Raw genomic sequence first — 15,760 nt, forward strand, 5'->3', positions numbered from 1 at the left:
CTGCCGCAAAATGCGGCAGATTCGCAATTCAGCGAAGCGTTACAGTCGACCCAGATCGTTGACCAGAGCAAGCAACATCACTCCGACCACCAAACTGATACCGATCTGTATCCCCCAACCCTGCACCCGATCCGACAAGGGGCGACCACGCACCCACTCGATCAGATAAAACAACAAATGCCCCCCATCCAGTACCGGAATGGGCAGCAAATTCAGAACGCCCAGGCTAATACTCAGATAAGCAAGGAAATTCAGGAAATCAGCGACGCCCGACTGGGCAGAAGCGCCCGCCACTTTAGCAATGGTTATCGGTCCACTCAAGTTTTTTACCGAGAGCTCGCCGAACAGCATTTTCTTCAGTGAGTCGAGAGTCAGTACGCTCATGGTCCAGGTGCGCTTGGCGCCCTCACCAATCGCCGCCAAAGGACCGTAACTGACCTCGCGAATCATCTCCGGCGGCCAGTCGACTGCTTTCACGCCAGCCCCCAGATAACCACTCGGCGCCTTGCTTTCGCCGCGAGCCGCCAGGGTCACCGGGACGTCGATTTGAGCACCGTCACGCTCAACCCGCAGCAATATTTTGGTATCAGGACGCGTACGAACCGTATCCACCACTTGCTGCCAGTCGCCCAGCGCCTGGCCGTCGAGTGTCAGCAGTCGATCACCGGTTTTCAGGCCAGCCGCCTGGGCCGGGCCTTTCGGATCAAGCTCAGCCAGCACCGGCGGCAAGGCCGGACGCCATGGACGGATGCCCAATGAGCGAATCGGGTCGGGTTCGTCAGCACCTTTTAGCCAGTTATCCAGCGCCAGCTCGTGCGGCGAGTCAGCCGTCGAGCCTTGCTCACGCACCAGCAATTGCAGAGCACCGCTTTCACCCAACCGGCGAACCAGTTGCAGATTGACTGCGGCCCAGCCGGAAACCGGTTCGCCATCGATGGCAATGATTTCCTGACCAGCGTTCAACCCCGCCTTTGCCGCAATGCTGCCGGACTCGACCGCACCGATGACCGGACGGATCTGCTCGCTGCCGAGCATTGCCAGAACCCAGAAAAATACCAAGGCCAGCAAGAAGTTGGCAATCGGCCCAGCGGCAACAATAGCGATGCGCTGGCGTACGGATTTGCGATTGAACGATTGATCGAGCTGATCGACCGGCACTTCGCCTTCGCGCTCGTCGAGCATTTTGACGTAGCCGCCTAGCGGGATCGCCGCAACAACGAACTCGGTGCCTTGTTTGTCATGCCAGCGCAGCAAAGGCATACCGAAGCCCACGGAAAAACGCAAAACCTTGACGCCACAGCGACGCGCGACCCAGAAGTGGCCGAATTCGTGAAAGGTGACCAGCACACCCAAGGCGATCAGGGTGCCGGCAATCATATAGAGCGCGCTCATCTACTTTCTCCGCAATCCCGTTCAGTGCCGCGTGAAGCCATGTATTTCAAAATCTATCGAGCGTGACGATTCAGCCATTGTCCAGCGAGGTTTCGCGCTGCTGCGTCCGCCGTAAACACCGCATCGAGATCATCCAGTGCAACCACCGGCTCAAGGTTCAAGACCTCCTCGATGATACTCGCGATTTCCGGGTAGCGAACCCGCCCGTCGAGAAACGCTGCCACCGCCACTTCATTCGCCGCATTGAGCATCGCCGGCGCACTGTTGCCAGCCTCGGCAGCCTGTCGCGCCAGTCGCAGACACGGGAAACGCTCTTCGTCGGGCGCCTCAAAATCCAGGCGCGCAATTGCGAACAAATCCAGCGGCGCTACACCTGAATCAATACGCTCAGGCCAGGCCAGCGCATTGGCAATCGGCGTACGCATGTCGGGGTTACCCAACTGCGCCAGCACCGAGCCGTCGACATAATCGACCAGCGAATGAATCACGCTCTGTGGATGGATTACCACTTCGACCTGCGCAGGCTTGGCGTCGAACAGCCAGCAGGCCTCGATCAACTCAAGGCCCTTGTTCATCATGCTGGCCGAATCCACCGAAATCTTGCGACCCATCGACCAGTTCGGATGCGCACAGGCCTGATCCGGTGAAACATGCATCAGTTCAGCCATCGGCGTCTGCCGGAAGGGGCCGCCAGAAGCTGTAAGTAAAATCCGACGTACACCGACATTACCCAAACCACGGGCAAAATCCGTTGGCATGCACTGAAAAATCGCGTTGTGCTCGCTGTCGATCGGCAGTAACACCGAGCCACTTTTACGCACCGCCTGCATGAACAGTGCGCCGGACATCACCAGCGCTTCTTTGTTGGCCAGGAGGATTTTCTTGCCAGCCTCGACGGCTGCCAGGGTCGGACGCAACCCGGCAGCGCCAACGATAGCCGCCATCACCGCATCGACTTCAGGCGCGGAGGCCACTTCGCACAAGCCCTCCTCCCCCACCAATACGCGAGTTGGCAGGCCAGCGGCACGCAAGTCATCCTGCAGACCGCGCGCGACGCCCACCTCGGGCACCACGGCAAACTGCGGCACATGACGTACGCATAGAGCGAGCAACTCACTCAAGCGAGTGAAACCGCTCAAGGCAAAAACCTGATAGCGCTCGGGATGGCGAGCAATGACATCGAGAGTGCTCAGACCAATCGAACCGGTCGCTCCCAGAACGGTAATCTGTTGTGGACGGCTCACGCTGCAGCCATCCACAGCAACACCGCAAATACCGGGATTGCCGCTGTCAGACTGTCAATGCGATCCAGCACGCCACCATGCCCAGGCAACAGATTGCTGCTGTCCTTGATGCCGGACTGGCGCTTGAACATGCTTTCGGTGAGGTCGCCCACTACCGAAATGAACACAATCACCGCAGCACCGATCAGACCTTTGAGCAACTCGACTACCGTCCAGTCGCGCACCAGGCCTACCACCGCAGTGATTACCAGACTCAGTGCCAGACCGCCGTACACGCCCTCCCAGCTTTTGCCAGGACTGACCTGCGGCGCAAGTTTGCGCTTGCCGAAAGCACGACCGGAAAAGTACGCACCGATATCAGCACCCCAGACCAGCACCATGACCGCCATGATCAGCCAGTTACCCAGCGGGTACTGCTTGATCAGCACCAGACCTTGCCAGGCCGGGAGCAGGATCAACAACCCGATCACCAGCTTGCAGGCAGCACTGGACCAGTGGGCGGCTGAGCGCGGATAGGTCAGCACCAGCCAGGTCGCCACCACCCACCAGAGCACGGCAGCGCCGAGCACCCAAGGCGCAAGCCCGGGCAGGATGTACATGACGAACAGCATCAATGCGACGACTGCGGCAAAGCCCACGCGAAACGACTGCGCAGTGAAGCCAGCCAGACGCGCCCATTCCCAGGCACCCAGGCTGACAACCAGGCCGATGAACAACGCAAAATTTGCGCCTTCGAGCAGGAAAAACCCACACAGGGCGATCGGCAGCAGGATCAGCGCAGTGATGATTCGTTGTTTAAGCATTAAACCCGGGCTCCCGCTTCGATCTGTTCGCTCGTTTTACCGAAGCGACGCTGACGCGAAGCGTAATCAGCCAGCGCATTGCGCATGGCATCGTGTTTGAAGTCCGGCCAGAACAGGTCGGAGAAATACAACTCGGCGTAAGCCAGTTGCCACAGCAGGAAGTTGCTGATGCGGTGCTCGCCACCGGTCCGGATGCACAAATCCGGCAACGGCAGATCGCCGGTCGCCAGACAGGTTTGCAACAGATCCGGAGTAATGTCTTCCGGGCGCAGATGACCGGCCTGAACTTCACGAGCCAGACGCTGCGCAGCTTGCGCGATATCCCATTGACCGCCGTAGTTGGCGGCGATCTGCAGGACAAAGCGATTGGCACCGACAGTCATGGCTTCCGCTTCGCGCATCGCGGCTTGCAGTTCCGGATGAAACCGCGAGCGATCACCGATGATGCGCAGGCTGATGTTGTTGTCGTTGAGGCGCTTGGCCTCACGACGCAACGCCTTGAAGAACAGATCCATCAACGCACTGACTTCATCCGCCGGACGCTGCCAGTTCTCGCTGGAGAAGGCAAACAGTGTGAGCACCTCGACCTTGGCCTCGGCGCACACTTCGATTACCGCACGCACCGCATCCACACCCGCTTTATGCCCGGCGACACCCGGCATAAAGCGTTTTTTCGCCCAGCGATTGTTGCCATCCATGATGATCGCGACATGGCGCGGCACCGCGGACGGCGTAGTCTGCTTGGTCTTGTCCATTAAAAACTCGACCCTTATACGGCCATCAGATCCGCTTCTTTCTGCTTGGTAGCCGCGTCGATATCGGCTTCAGCCTTGTCGGTGAGCTTCTGGATATCGGCAGCAGCACGACGCTCTTCGTCTTCGCTGATTTCTTTGTCTTTGACCAGTTTCTTCAGATCGCCCAAGGCGTCACGACGAATGTTGCGCACGGCAACACGAGCGTCTTCAGCGGCACTGCGCGCCTGCTTGGTGAAGCCCTTGCGGGTTTCTTCAGTCAGGGCAGGCATGGAGATCAGCAACAACTCACCGAGGTTGGTCGGGTTGAGGTTCAGGCCAGCGCTCTGGATTGCCTTGTCGACAGCGGCGAGCATGTTGCGCTCGAAAGCCACGACTTGCAGGGTGCGCGAGTCTTTTACAGTGATGTTCGCCACTTGAGTGATGGAGGTGTCTGCGCCGTAGTACGGCACCATCACGCTGCCCAGAATGCTTGGGTGAGCCTTGCCGGTACGAATCTGACCAAATGCATGGGCCAGAGAGTCCAGGGATTTCTGCATACGCTCTTGAGCGTCTTTCTTGATTTCGTTGATCATTGTTGACCTTCCTCGATCAGAGTGCCTTCAGCGCCGCCATGCACGATGTTCAGCAGGGCGCCGGGCTTGTTCATGTTAAATACGCGCAGCGGCATCTTGTGGTCGCGGCACAGGCAGATAGCCGTCAGGTCCATTACACCCAGCTTGCGATCCAGTACTTCATCGTAGGTCAGATGATCGAACTTCTCGGCATGCGGGTCTTTGAACGGGTCAGCGGTGTACACGCCGTCCACCTTGGTTGCCTTGAGCACGACGTCAGCGTCGATTTCAATGGCACGCAGGCAGGCTGCCGAATCCGTGGTGAAGAACGGGTTGCCGGTACCGGCGGCGAAAATCACCACTTCCTTGGCATTCAGGTGACGCATGGCTTTGCGACGATCGTAGTGATCAGTCACACCGACCATGGAAATCGCCGACATCACGATGGCCGAGATATTGGCACGTTCCAGCGCGTCGCGCATGGCCAGGGCGTTCATCACAGTGGCCAGCATGCCCATGTGGTCGCCGGTAACCCGATCCATGCCAGCTGCGCTGAGCGCTGCGCCGCGGAAAAGGTTGCCGCCACCGATCACCAGACCGACCTGAACACCGATGCCAACCAGTTGGCCGACTTCCAGCGCCATGCGATCCAGAACTTTCGGATCAATCCCGAACTCTTCCGAGCCCATCAGGGCCTCGCCGCTAAGCTTGAGTAGAATGCGTTTATAGCGAGCCTGATAACCACTGCCCTGCTGAGCCATTGCGAATCTCTCCTGCGGCGTATTTTAAAAATTCTTTGCGAGCTGTTTACAGCTGGCGTTCACTCTAGCTTGGCGCTGCTTCAGCGCCATCGGAACATGGCTTTGTAAGTCAGTTCCAAGCGCAAACCAATTAAAAATTGGCAAGCGTATCTGAAAAGAGGCTGCGCGCGTGAGCGGGCAGCCTCTTCAGGGCGACAGTTGAAAACTGTCTTATTGCTTGGCGGCAGCCAGCTGGGCAGCAACTTCTTCAGCGAAGTTGTCGACCGGCTTCTCGATGCCGTCGCCTACTTTGAAGTAGGTGAAGGAAACGATTTCAGCACCGGCTTTCTTGGCCAGGTCGCCGACCTTGATTTCAGGGTTCTTGACGAACGCCTGCTCAACCAGGCTCGCTTCAGCCAGGAACTTGGCGATACGACCTTTGACCATGTTTTCAACGATGTTTTCCGGCTTGCCGGCGATCTTGTCAGCGTTCAGGCTCAGGAAGACGCCTTTCTCACGCTCGACCGCTTCAGCGGAAACTTCCGATGGCAGCAGGAATTCAGGGTTGGTCGCCGCTACGTGCATAGCGATGTCCTTGGCCAGCTCAACGTCGCCGCCTTTCAGGACAACCGCAACACCGATCTTGTTGCCGTGCAGGTAACCACCAACAACATCACCTTCAACGCGCGCCAGACGACGGATGTTGACGTTTTCGCCAACTTTGCCGACCAGTACCAGGCGAGCAGCTTCTTGAGCTTCGATCAGCGGAGCAACGTCAGTCAGTTTGTCGGCGAACGCTTTTTCAACGCTTGCAGCAACAAAGGCCTTGAAGTCGTCCTGCAGAGCCAGGAAGTCGGTCTGCGAGTTCACTTCCAGCAGAACGGCAGATTTGCCGTCTTCTTTCAGAGCGATAGCGCCTTCAGCAGCTACGTTGCCGGCTTTCTTGGCAGCCTTGATGGCGCCCGAAGCACGCATGTCGTCGATGGCTTTTTCGATGTCGCCGTCAGCCTTTTCCAGGGCTTTCTTGCAATCCATCATGCCTTCGCCGGTACGCTCACGCAGTTCTTTGACCAGCGCTGCAGTAATTGCTGCCATTTTCAAATTCCTCTTGGATAGGTTTTCAACCATTCCACCCGATCTATCGGGCGTTCAATTCTTCTCGACCCCATCTTGTAGCCGCTGCAGGTTACAAATACTGCAACTGCGCTGCCGACAATTGGTTTTCGAGGTGGCAAAAAGGGGGCCAAGCCCCCTTTTTGCTTACTGAGTCAACGCCAGGGCGTCAATTACTCAGCTGCAGCTGCCGGAGCTTCTTCGACGAACTGCTCGGCGCCACCAGCAACGTGGTTGCGACCGCGGATTACAGCGTCAGCCATCGAACCCATGTACAGCTGGATAGCGCGGATGGCGTCATCGTTGCCTGGGATGATGTAGTCAACGCCTTCCGGGCTGCTGTTGGTATCGACTACGCCGATAACAGGGATGCCCAGCTTGTTGGCTTCGGTGATAGCGATGCGCTCGTGGTCAACGTCGATCACGAACAGTGCGTCTGGCAGACCGCCCATGTCCTTGATGCCGCCCAGCGAACGATCCAGCTTCTCAAGATCACGAGTGCGCATCAGCGCTTCTTTCTTGGTCAGCTTGGTGAAAGTACCGTCTTCGGCTTGCACTTCAAGGTCACGCAGACGCTTGATGGAAGCACGAATGGTTTTGAAGTTGGTCAGCATGCCGCCCAACCAGCGGTGATCGACGTACGGCGAACCGCAACGTGCTGCTTCTTCAGCAACGATCTTGCCAGCGGAACGCTTGGTGCCGACGAACAGAATCTTGTTTTTGCCCTGGGCCAGACGCTCTACGAAAGTCAGAGCTTCGTTGAACATTGGCAGGGTTTTTTCAAGGTTGATGATGTGAATCTTGTTACGCGCGCCGAAAATGTATTTACCCATTTTCGGGTTCCAGTAACGGGTTTGGTGACCGAAGTGCACACCGGCCTTCAGCATATCGCGCATATTGACTTGGGACATGATAGTTCCTTGATAAGTCGGGTTGGGCCTCCACGCATCCCAATGACCAACCAGTGATCCGAAGATCAAAGGCACCCAGGCCATCGTGTCGACACGTGTGTGGGTTAGTGCTCTCGGAGGTATCCCCGGAAAGCGGCGCATTTTATACCACAGCGATGGCAGAAACGGAACACGGAATCTGCATTCGCGTCAGGCACATGCGCGCCGGCCCCTTGGAATCGGCACAAGGCGCACCATTGTATAGGGAGAAGCGATGCACGCAGGGGCGGATTTGCCCCTTTGGTCTGTTAGAATCGCGTTTTTCAGGGTCGCTAAAAGTACACCCGCGCCCTATCCGTATCAGCCAGCGCCGCCGAGCGCAGAGAGAGCCTGTATGACCGTCACCCTCAAAACCCCCGAGGACATCGCTGCCATGCGTGTCGCCGGCAAACTGGCCGCCGATGTGCTGGAAATGATTGCCGAACACGTCAAACCGGGCATTACCACCGATGAGCTGAACCAGATCTGCCACGACTACATTGTCAATGTGCAGCAGGCCATCCCTGCCCCGCTCAACTACAAGGGTTATCCGAAGTCCATTTGCACCTCGATCAACCACGTGGTCTGCCACGGCATTCCGAATGACAAGCCGCTGAAAAACGGCGACACGTTGAACATCGACGTGACCGTGATCAAGGACGGCTACCACGGTGACACCAGCCGCATGTTCCACGTCGGTACTGTCCCGGTGTGGGCCGAGCGTCTGTCGCAAGTGACTCAGGAATGCATGTACAAGGCGATCGAAATCGTCAAACCCGGCTGCCGCCTCGGCGACATCGGTGAAGTGATCCAGAAACACGCCGAAAAGAACGGCTTCTCGGTGGTGCGCGAGTTCTGCGGCCACGGCATCGGCAAGGTGTTTCACGAAGAACCGCAGATCCTGCACTACGGCCGCGCCGGCACCGGCATGGAACTGAAGGCCGGCATGACCTTTACCATCGAGCCGATGATCAACCAGGGCAAGGCCGACACCAAAGTGCTGGGCGACGGCTGGACCGCGATCACCAAGGATCGCAAGCTGTCGGCGCAGTGGGAACACACCCTGGTGGTGACTGACACTGGCTACGAGATCTTCACCTTGCGCAGCGATGACACCATCCCGCGCGTATCGGCCTGATCCACACACCGCTCCCAGCCTATAGAAGGAAAGCCAATCGATGCCGCAGGTGGATCCCGAACTCTTCGACCGCGGCCAGTTCCAGGCTGAACTGGCCCTGAAAGCGAGCCCCATCGCGGCATTCAAGAAAGCTATCCGCCAGGCTCGCGAAGTGCTCGACGCACGTTTTCGCAGCGGCCGTGACATTCGCCGGTTGATCGAAGACCGCGCGTGGTTCGTCGATAACATCCTGCAAAAGGCCTGGAGCCAATTCGACTGGAGCGAAGACGCCGACATTGCGCTGGTCGCGGTCGGCGGCTATGGCCGTGGCGAGTTGCACCCGTATTCCGACATCGATTTGCTGATCCTGCTGGACAGTGCCGACCACGAAGTTTTTCGTGATTCCATCGAGCGTTTTCTCACACTGCTGTGGGACATCGGTCTGGAAGTCGGTCAGAGCGTTCGCTCTGTCGACGAATGTGCGGTCGAGGCCCGCGCTGACCTGACGGTGGTCACCAATCTGATGGAAAGCCGCACCATCTGCGGCCCCGAGCGCCTGCGCCAACGCATGCTCGACGTCACGAGCACCGCGCATATGTGGCCGGCCAAGGAGTTCTTCCTGGCCAAACGCGCCGAGCAAAAGGCTCGTCATCACAAATACAACGACACCGAATACAACCTCGAACCCAACGTCAAAGGCTCGCCCGGTGGACTACGCGATATTCAGACGATTCTCTGGGTCGCGCGGCGTCAGTATGGAACCTTGAACCTGCGCGCACTGGCCGGCGAAGGCTTTCTGGTCGAGAGCGAAAACGCTCTGCTCGCCTCCTCCCAGGAATTTCTGTGGAAAGTGCGCTACGCCCTGCACATGCTCGCAGGGCGTTCCGAAGATCGGCTGCTGTTCGATCATCAGCGCTCGATCGCTACGCTGCTCGGCTTTGAAGGCGATGACGCCAAGCAAGCCATCGAAAACTTCATGCAGCAGTACTACCGGGTGGTGATGAGCATCGCCCAGCTCAGCGACCTGATCATCCAGCACTTCGAGGAAGTCATTCTCGCGCCGGAAGACGAAGCGCCGCCGCAGCCGATCAATTCGCGTTTCCAGTTGCATGACGGTTACATCGAGGCACGCAACGACTACGTGTTCCGCCGCACCCCGTTCGCCATGCTCGAGATCTTCGTGCTGATGGCGCAGCAGCCGGAAATCAAAGGCGTGCGCGCCGACACCATCCGTTTGCTGCGCGAAAACCGCCATCTGATCGATGACGATTTCCGTAATGACATCCGCAATACCAGCCTGTTTATCGAACTGTTCAAATGCAAGATCGGCATTCACCGCAACCTGCGGCGGATGAACCGCTACGGCATTCTCGGGCGCTACCTGCCGGAGTTCGGCTTTATTGTCGGGCAGATGCAGCACGACCTGTTCCACATCTATACCGTCGATGCGCACACGCTGAATCTGATCAAGCACCTGCGCAAGTTGCAGTACACACAGGTCTCGGAGAAATTCCCGCTGGCCAGCAAGCTGATGGGCAAACTGCCGAAACCCGAGCTGATCTATCTGGCCGGCCTGTATCACGACATCGGCAAGGGCCGGCATGGTGATCACTCGGAAATCGGCGCAGTCGATGCCGAAGCGTTCTGCCAGCGCCATCAGTTGCCGTTGTGGGACAGCCGCCTGATTGTGTGGCTGGTGCAAAACCATCTGGTGATGTCGACCACCGCTCAGCGCAAGGACCTGTCCGATCCGCAGGTGATTCACGATTTCGCCCTGGCGGTGGGCGACGAAACGCGCCTCGACTACCTGTACGTGCTGACCGTCGCCGACATCAACGCGACCAACCCGACGCTGTGGAACTCGTGGCGCGCCAGCCTGTTGCGCCAGCTCTACACCGAGACCAAGCGTGCCTTGCGTCGCGGTCTGGAGAACCCGGTGGATCGCGAAGAGCAGATCCGCCAGACCCAGAGCGCAGCGCTGGATATTCTGGTACGCGGCGGCACCGATCCGGACGATGTCGAGCAGTTGTGGTCGCAGTTGGGCGATGACTACTTCCTGCGCCACACCGCTGGCGACGTGGCCTGGCACAGTGACGCAATTTTGCAGCAACCGGCCGACGGCGGGCCGCTGGTGCTGATCAAGGAAACCACCCAACGCGAATTCGAAGGCGGCACGCAGATCTTCATCTACGCCCCGGATCAGCACGACTTCTTCGCCGTGACCGTGGCGGCGATGGATCAGCTCAACCTGAACATTCATGACGCGCGGGTAATCACCTCCAGCAGCAAATTCACCCTCGACACCTACATCGTGCTCGACACCGAAGGCGAATCGATCGGCGACAACCCGACGCGGGTCAAACAGATCCGCGAAGGTCTGACCGAAGCGCTGCGCAATCCGGATGACTACCCGACAATCATCCAGCGCCGCGTGCCGCGCCAGCTCAAGCATTTCGCGTTCGCACCGCAGGTGACAATCCACAACGACGCGCAACGCCCAGTGACAGTTCTGGAACTGACTGCGCCTGATCGTCCTGGCCTGTTGGCGCGGATCGGCGGGATTTTCCTTGAGTTCGATCTGTCGCTGCAGAACGCCAAGATCGCCACGCTGGGCGAACGGGTGGAAGACGTGTTCTTCATCACCGACGCGCACAACCAGCCGCTGTCCGACCCACTGCTGTGCAGCCGTTTGCAGGATGCGATCGTCGACCAGTTGAGCGTCAATCAGGAACCCGATATCAAACTGTCGCGCATCAGTATCTGACTGCGCGCCCGGATTAACCGCTTTGCACGAGACCCCGCACCGATGAACAACGCTCTGAACCAGTTGCAGCCCTACCCGTTCGAAAAGCTCCGCGCACTGCTCGGTACCGTCACGCCAAACCCGGACCAGCGCCCGATTGCGCTGTCCATCGGTGAGCCGAAACACCGCTCGCCAAGCTTTGTCGCCGAGGCGCTGGCGAGCAATCTGGATCAGATGGCCGTGTACCCGACCACGCTGGGCATTCCGGCCCTGCGCGAAGCCATCGCCGGCTGGTGCGAACGTCGTTTCAACGTGCCAGACGGCTGGCTCGACCCGGCGCGCAATGTACTGCCGGTCAACGGCACCCGCGAAGCGCTGTTCGCCTTCACCCAGACCGTGGTCAATCGTGGCGACGACGCGCTGGTGGTCAGCCCGAATCCGTTCTATCAGATCTACGAAGGTGCTGCGTTCCTCGCCGGGGCCAAGCCGCATTACCTGCCATGCCTGGATGAAAACGGCTTCAACCCGGATTTCGATGCAGTCTCGCCAGACATCTGGAAACGCTGCCAGATCCTGTTCCTGTGCTCGCCGGGCAACCCGACCGGCGCGCTGATTCCGGTCGATGTGCTGAAGAAACTCATCGCGCTGGCTGACGAATACGACTTCGTGATCGCCGCCGACGAGTGCTACAGCGAACTGTACTTCGACGAGCAAACGCCGCCGCCGGGCCTGCTCAGCGCGTGCGTTGAACTGGGTCGCAAGGACTTCAAGCGTTGTGTGGTGTTCCACAGCCTGTCCAAGCGCTCGAACCTGCCGGGCCTGCGTTCGGGTTTCGTTGCCGGTGATGCCGACATCCTCAAGGGTTTCCTGCTGTACCGCACTTACCACGGCTGCGCGATGCCGGTGCAAACGCAACTGGCCAGCGTTGCTGCGTGGAACGACGAAGCTCACGTACGCGCCAACCGTGCGTTATATCGCGAGAAGTTTGACGCGGTGCTGGCAATTCTCAGCCCGGTGCTGGATGTGCAGCGTCCGGATGGCAGTTTCTATCTGTGGCCGAATGTGGGCGAAGACGACGCTGTGTTTTGCCGCGACCTGTTCGAGCAAGAACACGTGACCGTGGTGCCGGGCTCGTACCTGTCGCGCGACGTCGATGGCGTCAATCCGGGCGCCGGGCGCGTGCGCATGGCACTGGTTGCGCCGCTGGCCGAGTGTGTTGAAGCGGCCGAGCGCATCCGCGATTTCATTCTGCGCCGCAAGTAATCCGCTTAAATCCCATGCAGGACAATCCGGCATGGGATGTTCAAATATGACGTAACAGTTCACACAACTTTGCATTGCACTTCCCTGTCGGCCAGACGTTAGTCTTGAGCCGCGCAGTATGCTGCGCCTGAATTACTACTTGCTCTCAACTTCAAGGATGAAGTCCACCATGCACGAACTTACTGATTGCCAACTCATTCAATGGCCCGACGATCAAGCGGCTTACATGGCCGCCATCAATGAAAACCCGGCCAATGCCGGCACAACTACTGGCACTCGGCGCAAACGCTCAGTGTTCAATTACTCAAAACTCTGGGCCAACGGCCGAACTTTGAAGATTGCTTTCATGGACGCGCCGGCAGCAGATCTTAAAAACCACATCATTGCCGCCGCGAGTCAATGGTTGCCATATATCAACTTGAAATTCGAGTTCGTCGACGATCTGAGGGGCGATATTCGGATTGCCACCCAAAACAACGACAACAGTTCGATGCTCGGCACGGACGCACTGCTGATTCATCCGGACTATCCGACGATGAACCTGGGCGTGAAACCGGATCACGCGGACTTTGAGGTCATCGTGATCCACGAATTCGGCCACGCGCTAGGCGCAATGCACGAACATCAGCACCCGCAGGCCAACATCCCTTGGGATAAACCGAAGGTCTACGAGTTTTATCAGAATCGCGAAATGAATCCACTGACACCGGAGCAAGTCGATAGGAATCTGTTCGCTTCATTCGACGCGCTCGATGCGATTTACACTTCTTACGACAAAAAATCGATCATGCATCACCCTGTGGCGAACACATTGACGCTCGGTAACTGGGAAGTGCCGATCAACCGCAAGATCAGCAAGAAAGACAAGCGCCTGATGAAGTTGCTCTACCCGAGATAACAGCCGCTATTTGACCTGTCCCAAGTTGGCCTCACTCAGATCCAGCTCAGCCAAAACCTCCCGCAGCACATCATCGCCAATCTGGTGCTGGCGACTCAAGTTGTACAACTCAAGGCGCTGCGCCCGCAGCGCCTTGAGCCGCAAGCGCCGTTCCAGCAAATCCATCTGAAACGCCAGCGCCTGCGCTTCGTCCGAATCGTTGAAGACTTCGAGCTGATGACGGTATTCGGACATGATCCGCGCCTTGAGTTCAGCCGCCAGCGCCGCCTCAGCCGCATCTGCAGGCTTGGCTTCTTCGACTTCCAGCGCATGAATAGCCGCTTCGGCAGTCTTGCGCCAGGCGTCACGCACTTCCTGGTGGCGTTTGTCGTCCGGGCTTTTTTCGATGCCGCGCAGCAACAGCGGCAGTGCGATGCAGGCCGCCACCAGCGACAGCAGAATCACCCCGGCGGCGATGAAGATCAGCAGGTCACGCTCGGGAAATGCATCGCTGCCCATCAGCATCGGTACCGACATCACACCGGCCAGCGTCACCGCGCCGCGCACGCCGCCAACGGTCAGCAGCCAGCAGGAGCGCGCAGTCGGCACTTGTGTCAGCTCACCTTTGCCGCGCAAGCGTCGCAGCAGAACCGACAAACGCCAGATGCTTTGTACCCAGATGAATCGCAGCAGCACCAGCGCGAGAAAAATCGCCACCACGTCGAGGCAGCGATAAAACAGCGTCGGCCACAGCGACGTTTCGTGGCTGGCGACAGCTTTGATGATGTCCGGCAATTGCAGACCGAGCAGCAGGAAGATCAGTCCGTTGAAAGCAAATTCCAGCAGCGACCACACGCTGCGATTGAGCAGTCGGGTACTGGTCTGACGCGGCAGCAGATCGAGCCAGCTCTGCATCATCCCCGCCGCCACCGCTGAAAGAATCCCCGAGGCGCCGAGCCGTTCGGCCAGCACATAGGCGGCGAACGGCAGCAACAACATGAACACCACGTGTGTCGCCGGGTCGTCCCAGCCACGGGCGATCATCCATGCGCGCAGACGCCCGACCAGCCAGCTCAGGGCCACGCCGACCGCCAGGCCGCCGACCGCGACCAGCACAAAAGTCAGGCTGGCATTGGCCAGCGAGAAGGCGCCAGTGATCGCCGCCGCCAAAGCGAACTTGAACGTCACCAGGCCCGACGCGTCGTTCATCAGCGCCTCGCCTTGCAGCATGTGCATCAGCGGCGTCGGCAAGCGGTTTTGCGCGATGGCGGAAACTGCCACGGCATCCGTTGGCGAAAGCACGGCGGCCAAAGCGAACGCCACTGGCAGCGGAATTGTCGGCAGTAACCAATGAATGAAGTACCCGGCGCCAACCACCGTGAACAACACCAGCCCCACCGCCAGCGTCAGAATCGGCCCACGCAGCTTCCACAACTCGCGTTTGGGCATGCGCCAACCGTCGGAGAACAGCAGCGGCGGCAGGAACAGAAACAGAAACAACTCGGGATCGAGGGCCACGTGCAAGCCGAGGGTCGGCCAGGCCAGCAAGGCGCCGGCGGCGATTTGCACCAATGGCAGCGGCAGCGGGATAACGCGTCCAACCAGCCGCGAGACGCTGACCAGCATCAACAGGATCAGGACGGTATAAGCGGTTTGCATAAAGCGCAGATCTCAGACAATCGACAGCGTTGAACTGCCATATTAGCGGCTTAGGCTGTGGCTGGCCGTTGCACCTAGGTCGCACAATCGCGAGATCAGGCCGGCAACAACGGGACAAACCCCGGCCAGCGGCGACGCCGAAACCGTTTGGTCATGGCATAATCCGTCACCTTTTCTTTCCGACAACCTGTAAAGGGGGCAATTCCTTGACCGTTTCAAGCAAAACGTTGCACCTTTTCGGCATCAAAGCCTGCGACACCATGAAAAAGGCGCGCACCTGGCTCGATGATCACGCTGTCAGCTACGATTTCCACGATTACAAGACCGCCGGCATCGACCGTGAGCACCTGACCCAATGGTGTGACGAACATGGCTGGCAAACGGTGTTGAACCGCGCAGGCACGACCTTTCGCAAACTCGAAGACGAACGCAAAGCCGATCTCGACCAAGCCAAAGCCATCGAACTGATGCTCGCTCAACCCTCGATGATCAAGCGCCCGGTGCTCGATCTCGGTGACCGAACCCTGATTGGCTTCAAGCCAGATATCTACGCGGCCGCCCTCAAGTAAGCAGC

At 58.6% G+C, this 15,760-nt stretch carries 14 protein-coding genes; 5 read left to right on the forward strand and 9 right to left on the reverse strand.

Going from position 1 to position 15,760, the window contains the following annotated elements; genetic code table 11:
* Nucleotides 1-39: 39 nt before the first annotated feature.
* From rseP to rpsB, 8 genes are all read right to left on the reverse strand, one after another.
* Nucleotides 40-1,392 carry a sigma E protease regulator RseP gene (gene rseP / locus ACP7EE_RS18650; RefSeq protein WP_426235779.1) on the reverse strand — a complete coding sequence of 451 codons (1,353 nt, stop codon included), beginning with the start codon at nt 1,390-1,392 and terminating at the stop codon, nt 40-42.
* A 53-nt stretch (nt 1,393-1,445) separates the two neighbouring features.
* A complete protein-coding gene (ispC, locus tag ACP7EE_RS18655; protein WP_420648329.1) occupies nt 1,446-2,636 on the reverse strand; it encodes a 1-deoxy-D-xylulose-5-phosphate reductoisomerase in 1,191 nt (396 codons plus the stop codon).
* Nucleotides 2,633-3,439: a phosphatidate cytidylyltransferase gene (locus ACP7EE_RS18660; RefSeq protein WP_426235782.1), complete on the reverse strand. Its 807-nt coding sequence runs from the start codon at nt 3,437-3,439 to the stop codon at nt 2,633-2,635. The genes ispC and ACP7EE_RS18660 overlap by 4 nt, the downstream gene beginning before the upstream one ends.
* Complete coding sequence (uppS, locus tag ACP7EE_RS18665) at nt 3,439-4,194, reverse strand: polyprenyl diphosphate synthase (RefSeq protein WP_426206162.1); 756 nt, start codon at nt 4,192-4,194, stop codon at nt 3,439-3,441. Before uppS ends, ACP7EE_RS18660 begins: the two co-directional genes overlap by 1 nt.
* Before the next feature lie 14 nt (nt 4,195-4,208).
* Nucleotides 4,209-4,766: a ribosome recycling factor gene (gene frr, locus ACP7EE_RS18670; RefSeq protein ID WP_042557876.1), complete on the reverse strand. Its 558-nt coding sequence runs from the start codon at nt 4,764-4,766 to the stop codon at nt 4,209-4,211.
* Nucleotides 4,763-5,506, reverse strand: coding sequence for a UMP kinase (gene pyrH / locus ACP7EE_RS18675; protein ID WP_003172271.1), 744 nt, complete (start codon nt 5,504-5,506; stop codon nt 4,763-4,765). Before pyrH ends, frr begins: the two co-directional genes overlap by 4 nt.
* Nucleotides 5,507-5,716: 210 nt before the next feature.
* Complete coding sequence (gene tsf / locus ACP7EE_RS18680) at nt 5,717-6,580, reverse strand: translation elongation factor Ts (RefSeq protein ID WP_420648333.1); 864 nt, start codon at nt 6,578-6,580, stop codon at nt 5,717-5,719.
* Between the two features lie 191 nt (nt 6,581-6,771).
* Nucleotides 6,772-7,509 carry a 30S ribosomal protein S2 gene (gene rpsB / locus ACP7EE_RS18685; protein WP_420648334.1) on the reverse strand — a complete coding sequence of 246 codons (738 nt, stop codon included), beginning with the start codon at nt 7,507-7,509 and terminating at the stop codon, nt 6,772-6,774.
* A 373-nt stretch (nt 7,510-7,882) separates the two neighbouring features.
* On the opposite strand from rpsB, the gene map reads away from it, so the two are divergent.
* The 4 genes from map to ACP7EE_RS18705 all read left to right on the forward strand — a co-directional run bounded on the left by map (nt 7,883) and on the right by ACP7EE_RS18705 (nt 13,548).
* Nucleotides 7,883-8,665: a type I methionyl aminopeptidase gene (gene map / locus ACP7EE_RS18690; RefSeq protein ID WP_420648335.1), complete on the forward strand. Its 783-nt coding sequence runs from the start codon at nt 7,883-7,885 to the stop codon at nt 8,663-8,665.
* A 40-nt stretch (nt 8,666-8,705) separates the two neighbouring features.
* The gene (locus tag ACP7EE_RS18695; RefSeq protein ID WP_426206159.1) at nt 8,706-11,408 is read left to right on the forward strand and encodes a [protein-PII] uridylyltransferase; all 2,703 of its coding nucleotides are present in this window, start codon (nt 8,706-8,708) and stop codon (nt 11,406-11,408) included.
* A gap of 42 nt (nt 11,409-11,450) precedes the next feature.
* On the forward strand, nt 11,451-12,650 hold the full coding sequence (dapC, locus tag ACP7EE_RS18700) for a succinyldiaminopimelate transaminase (RefSeq protein WP_426235785.1): 1,200 nt from the start codon (nt 11,451-11,453) through the stop codon (nt 12,648-12,650).
* A 169-nt stretch (nt 12,651-12,819) separates the two neighbouring features.
* Entirely contained in the window at nt 12,820-13,548 is a 729-nt protein-coding gene (locus ACP7EE_RS18705; protein ID WP_426235787.1) for a M12 family metallopeptidase, read from the forward strand.
* A gap of 6 nt (nt 13,549-13,554) precedes the next feature.
* On the opposite strand, the gene ACP7EE_RS18710 is transcribed toward ACP7EE_RS18705, so the two are convergent.
* Nucleotides 13,555-15,186, reverse strand: coding sequence for a Na+/H+ antiporter (locus ACP7EE_RS18710; RefSeq protein ID WP_426235789.1), 1,632 nt, complete (start codon nt 15,184-15,186; stop codon nt 13,555-13,557).
* Nucleotides 15,187-15,446: 260 nt separating this feature from the next.
* On the opposite strand from ACP7EE_RS18710, the gene ACP7EE_RS18715 reads away from it, so the two are divergent.
* Nucleotides 15,447-15,755, forward strand: a complete 309-nt coding sequence (locus ACP7EE_RS18715; protein WP_426206221.1) for an arsenate reductase — start codon at nt 15,447-15,449, stop codon at nt 15,753-15,755.
* Nucleotides 15,756-15,760: the final 5 nt, after the last annotated feature.

It is taken from the genome of Pseudomonas sp. TWP3-2, assembly GCF_049897765.1.
Taxonomy (GTDB): domain Bacteria; phylum Pseudomonadota; class Gammaproteobacteria; order Pseudomonadales; family Pseudomonadaceae; genus Aquipseudomonas.

Bases quoted from the DNA above. Each gene is read 5' to 3' on its own strand.
- rseP (WP_426235779.1), bottom strand. From the start codon at position 1,392: ATGAGCGCGCTCTATATGATTGCCGGCACCCTGATCGCCTTGGGTGTG.
- ACP7EE_RS18660 (WP_426235782.1), bottom strand. From the start codon at position 3,439: ATGCTTAAACAACGAATCATCACTGCGCTGATCCTGCTGCCGATCGCC.
- uppS (WP_426206162.1), bottom strand. From the start codon at position 4,194: ATGGACAAGACCAAGCAGACTACGCCGTCCGCGGTGCCGCGCCATGTC.
- frr (WP_042557876.1), bottom strand. From the start codon at position 4,766: ATGATCAACGAAATCAAGAAAGACGCTCAAGAGCGTATGCAGAAATCC.
- pyrH (WP_003172271.1), bottom strand. From the start codon at position 5,506: ATGGCTCAGCAGGGCAGTGGTTATCAGGCTCGCTATAAACGCATTCTA.
- tsf (WP_420648333.1), bottom strand. From the start codon at position 6,580: ATGGCAGCAATTACTGCAGCGCTGGTCAAAGAACTGCGTGAGCGTACC.
- rpsB (WP_420648334.1), bottom strand. From the start codon at position 7,509: ATGTCCCAAGTCAATATGCGCGATATGCTGAAGGCCGGTGTGCACTTC.
- map (WP_420648335.1), top strand. From the start codon at position 7,883: ATGACCGTCACCCTCAAAACCCCCGAGGACATCGCTGCCATGCGTGTC.
- ACP7EE_RS18695 (WP_426206159.1), top strand. From the start codon at position 8,706: ATGCCGCAGGTGGATCCCGAACTCTTCGACCGCGGCCAGTTCCAGGCT.
- dapC (WP_426235785.1), top strand. From the start codon at position 11,451: ATGAACAACGCTCTGAACCAGTTGCAGCCCTACCCGTTCGAAAAGCTC.
- ACP7EE_RS18705 (WP_426235787.1), top strand. From the start codon at position 12,820: ATGCACGAACTTACTGATTGCCAACTCATTCAATGGCCCGACGATCAA.
- ACP7EE_RS18710 (WP_426235789.1), bottom strand. From the start codon at position 15,186: ATGCAAACCGCTTATACCGTCCTGATCCTGTTGATGCTGGTCAGCGTC.
- ACP7EE_RS18715 (WP_426206221.1), top strand. From the start codon at position 15,447: ATGAAAAAGGCGCGCACCTGGCTCGATGATCACGCTGTCAGCTACGAT.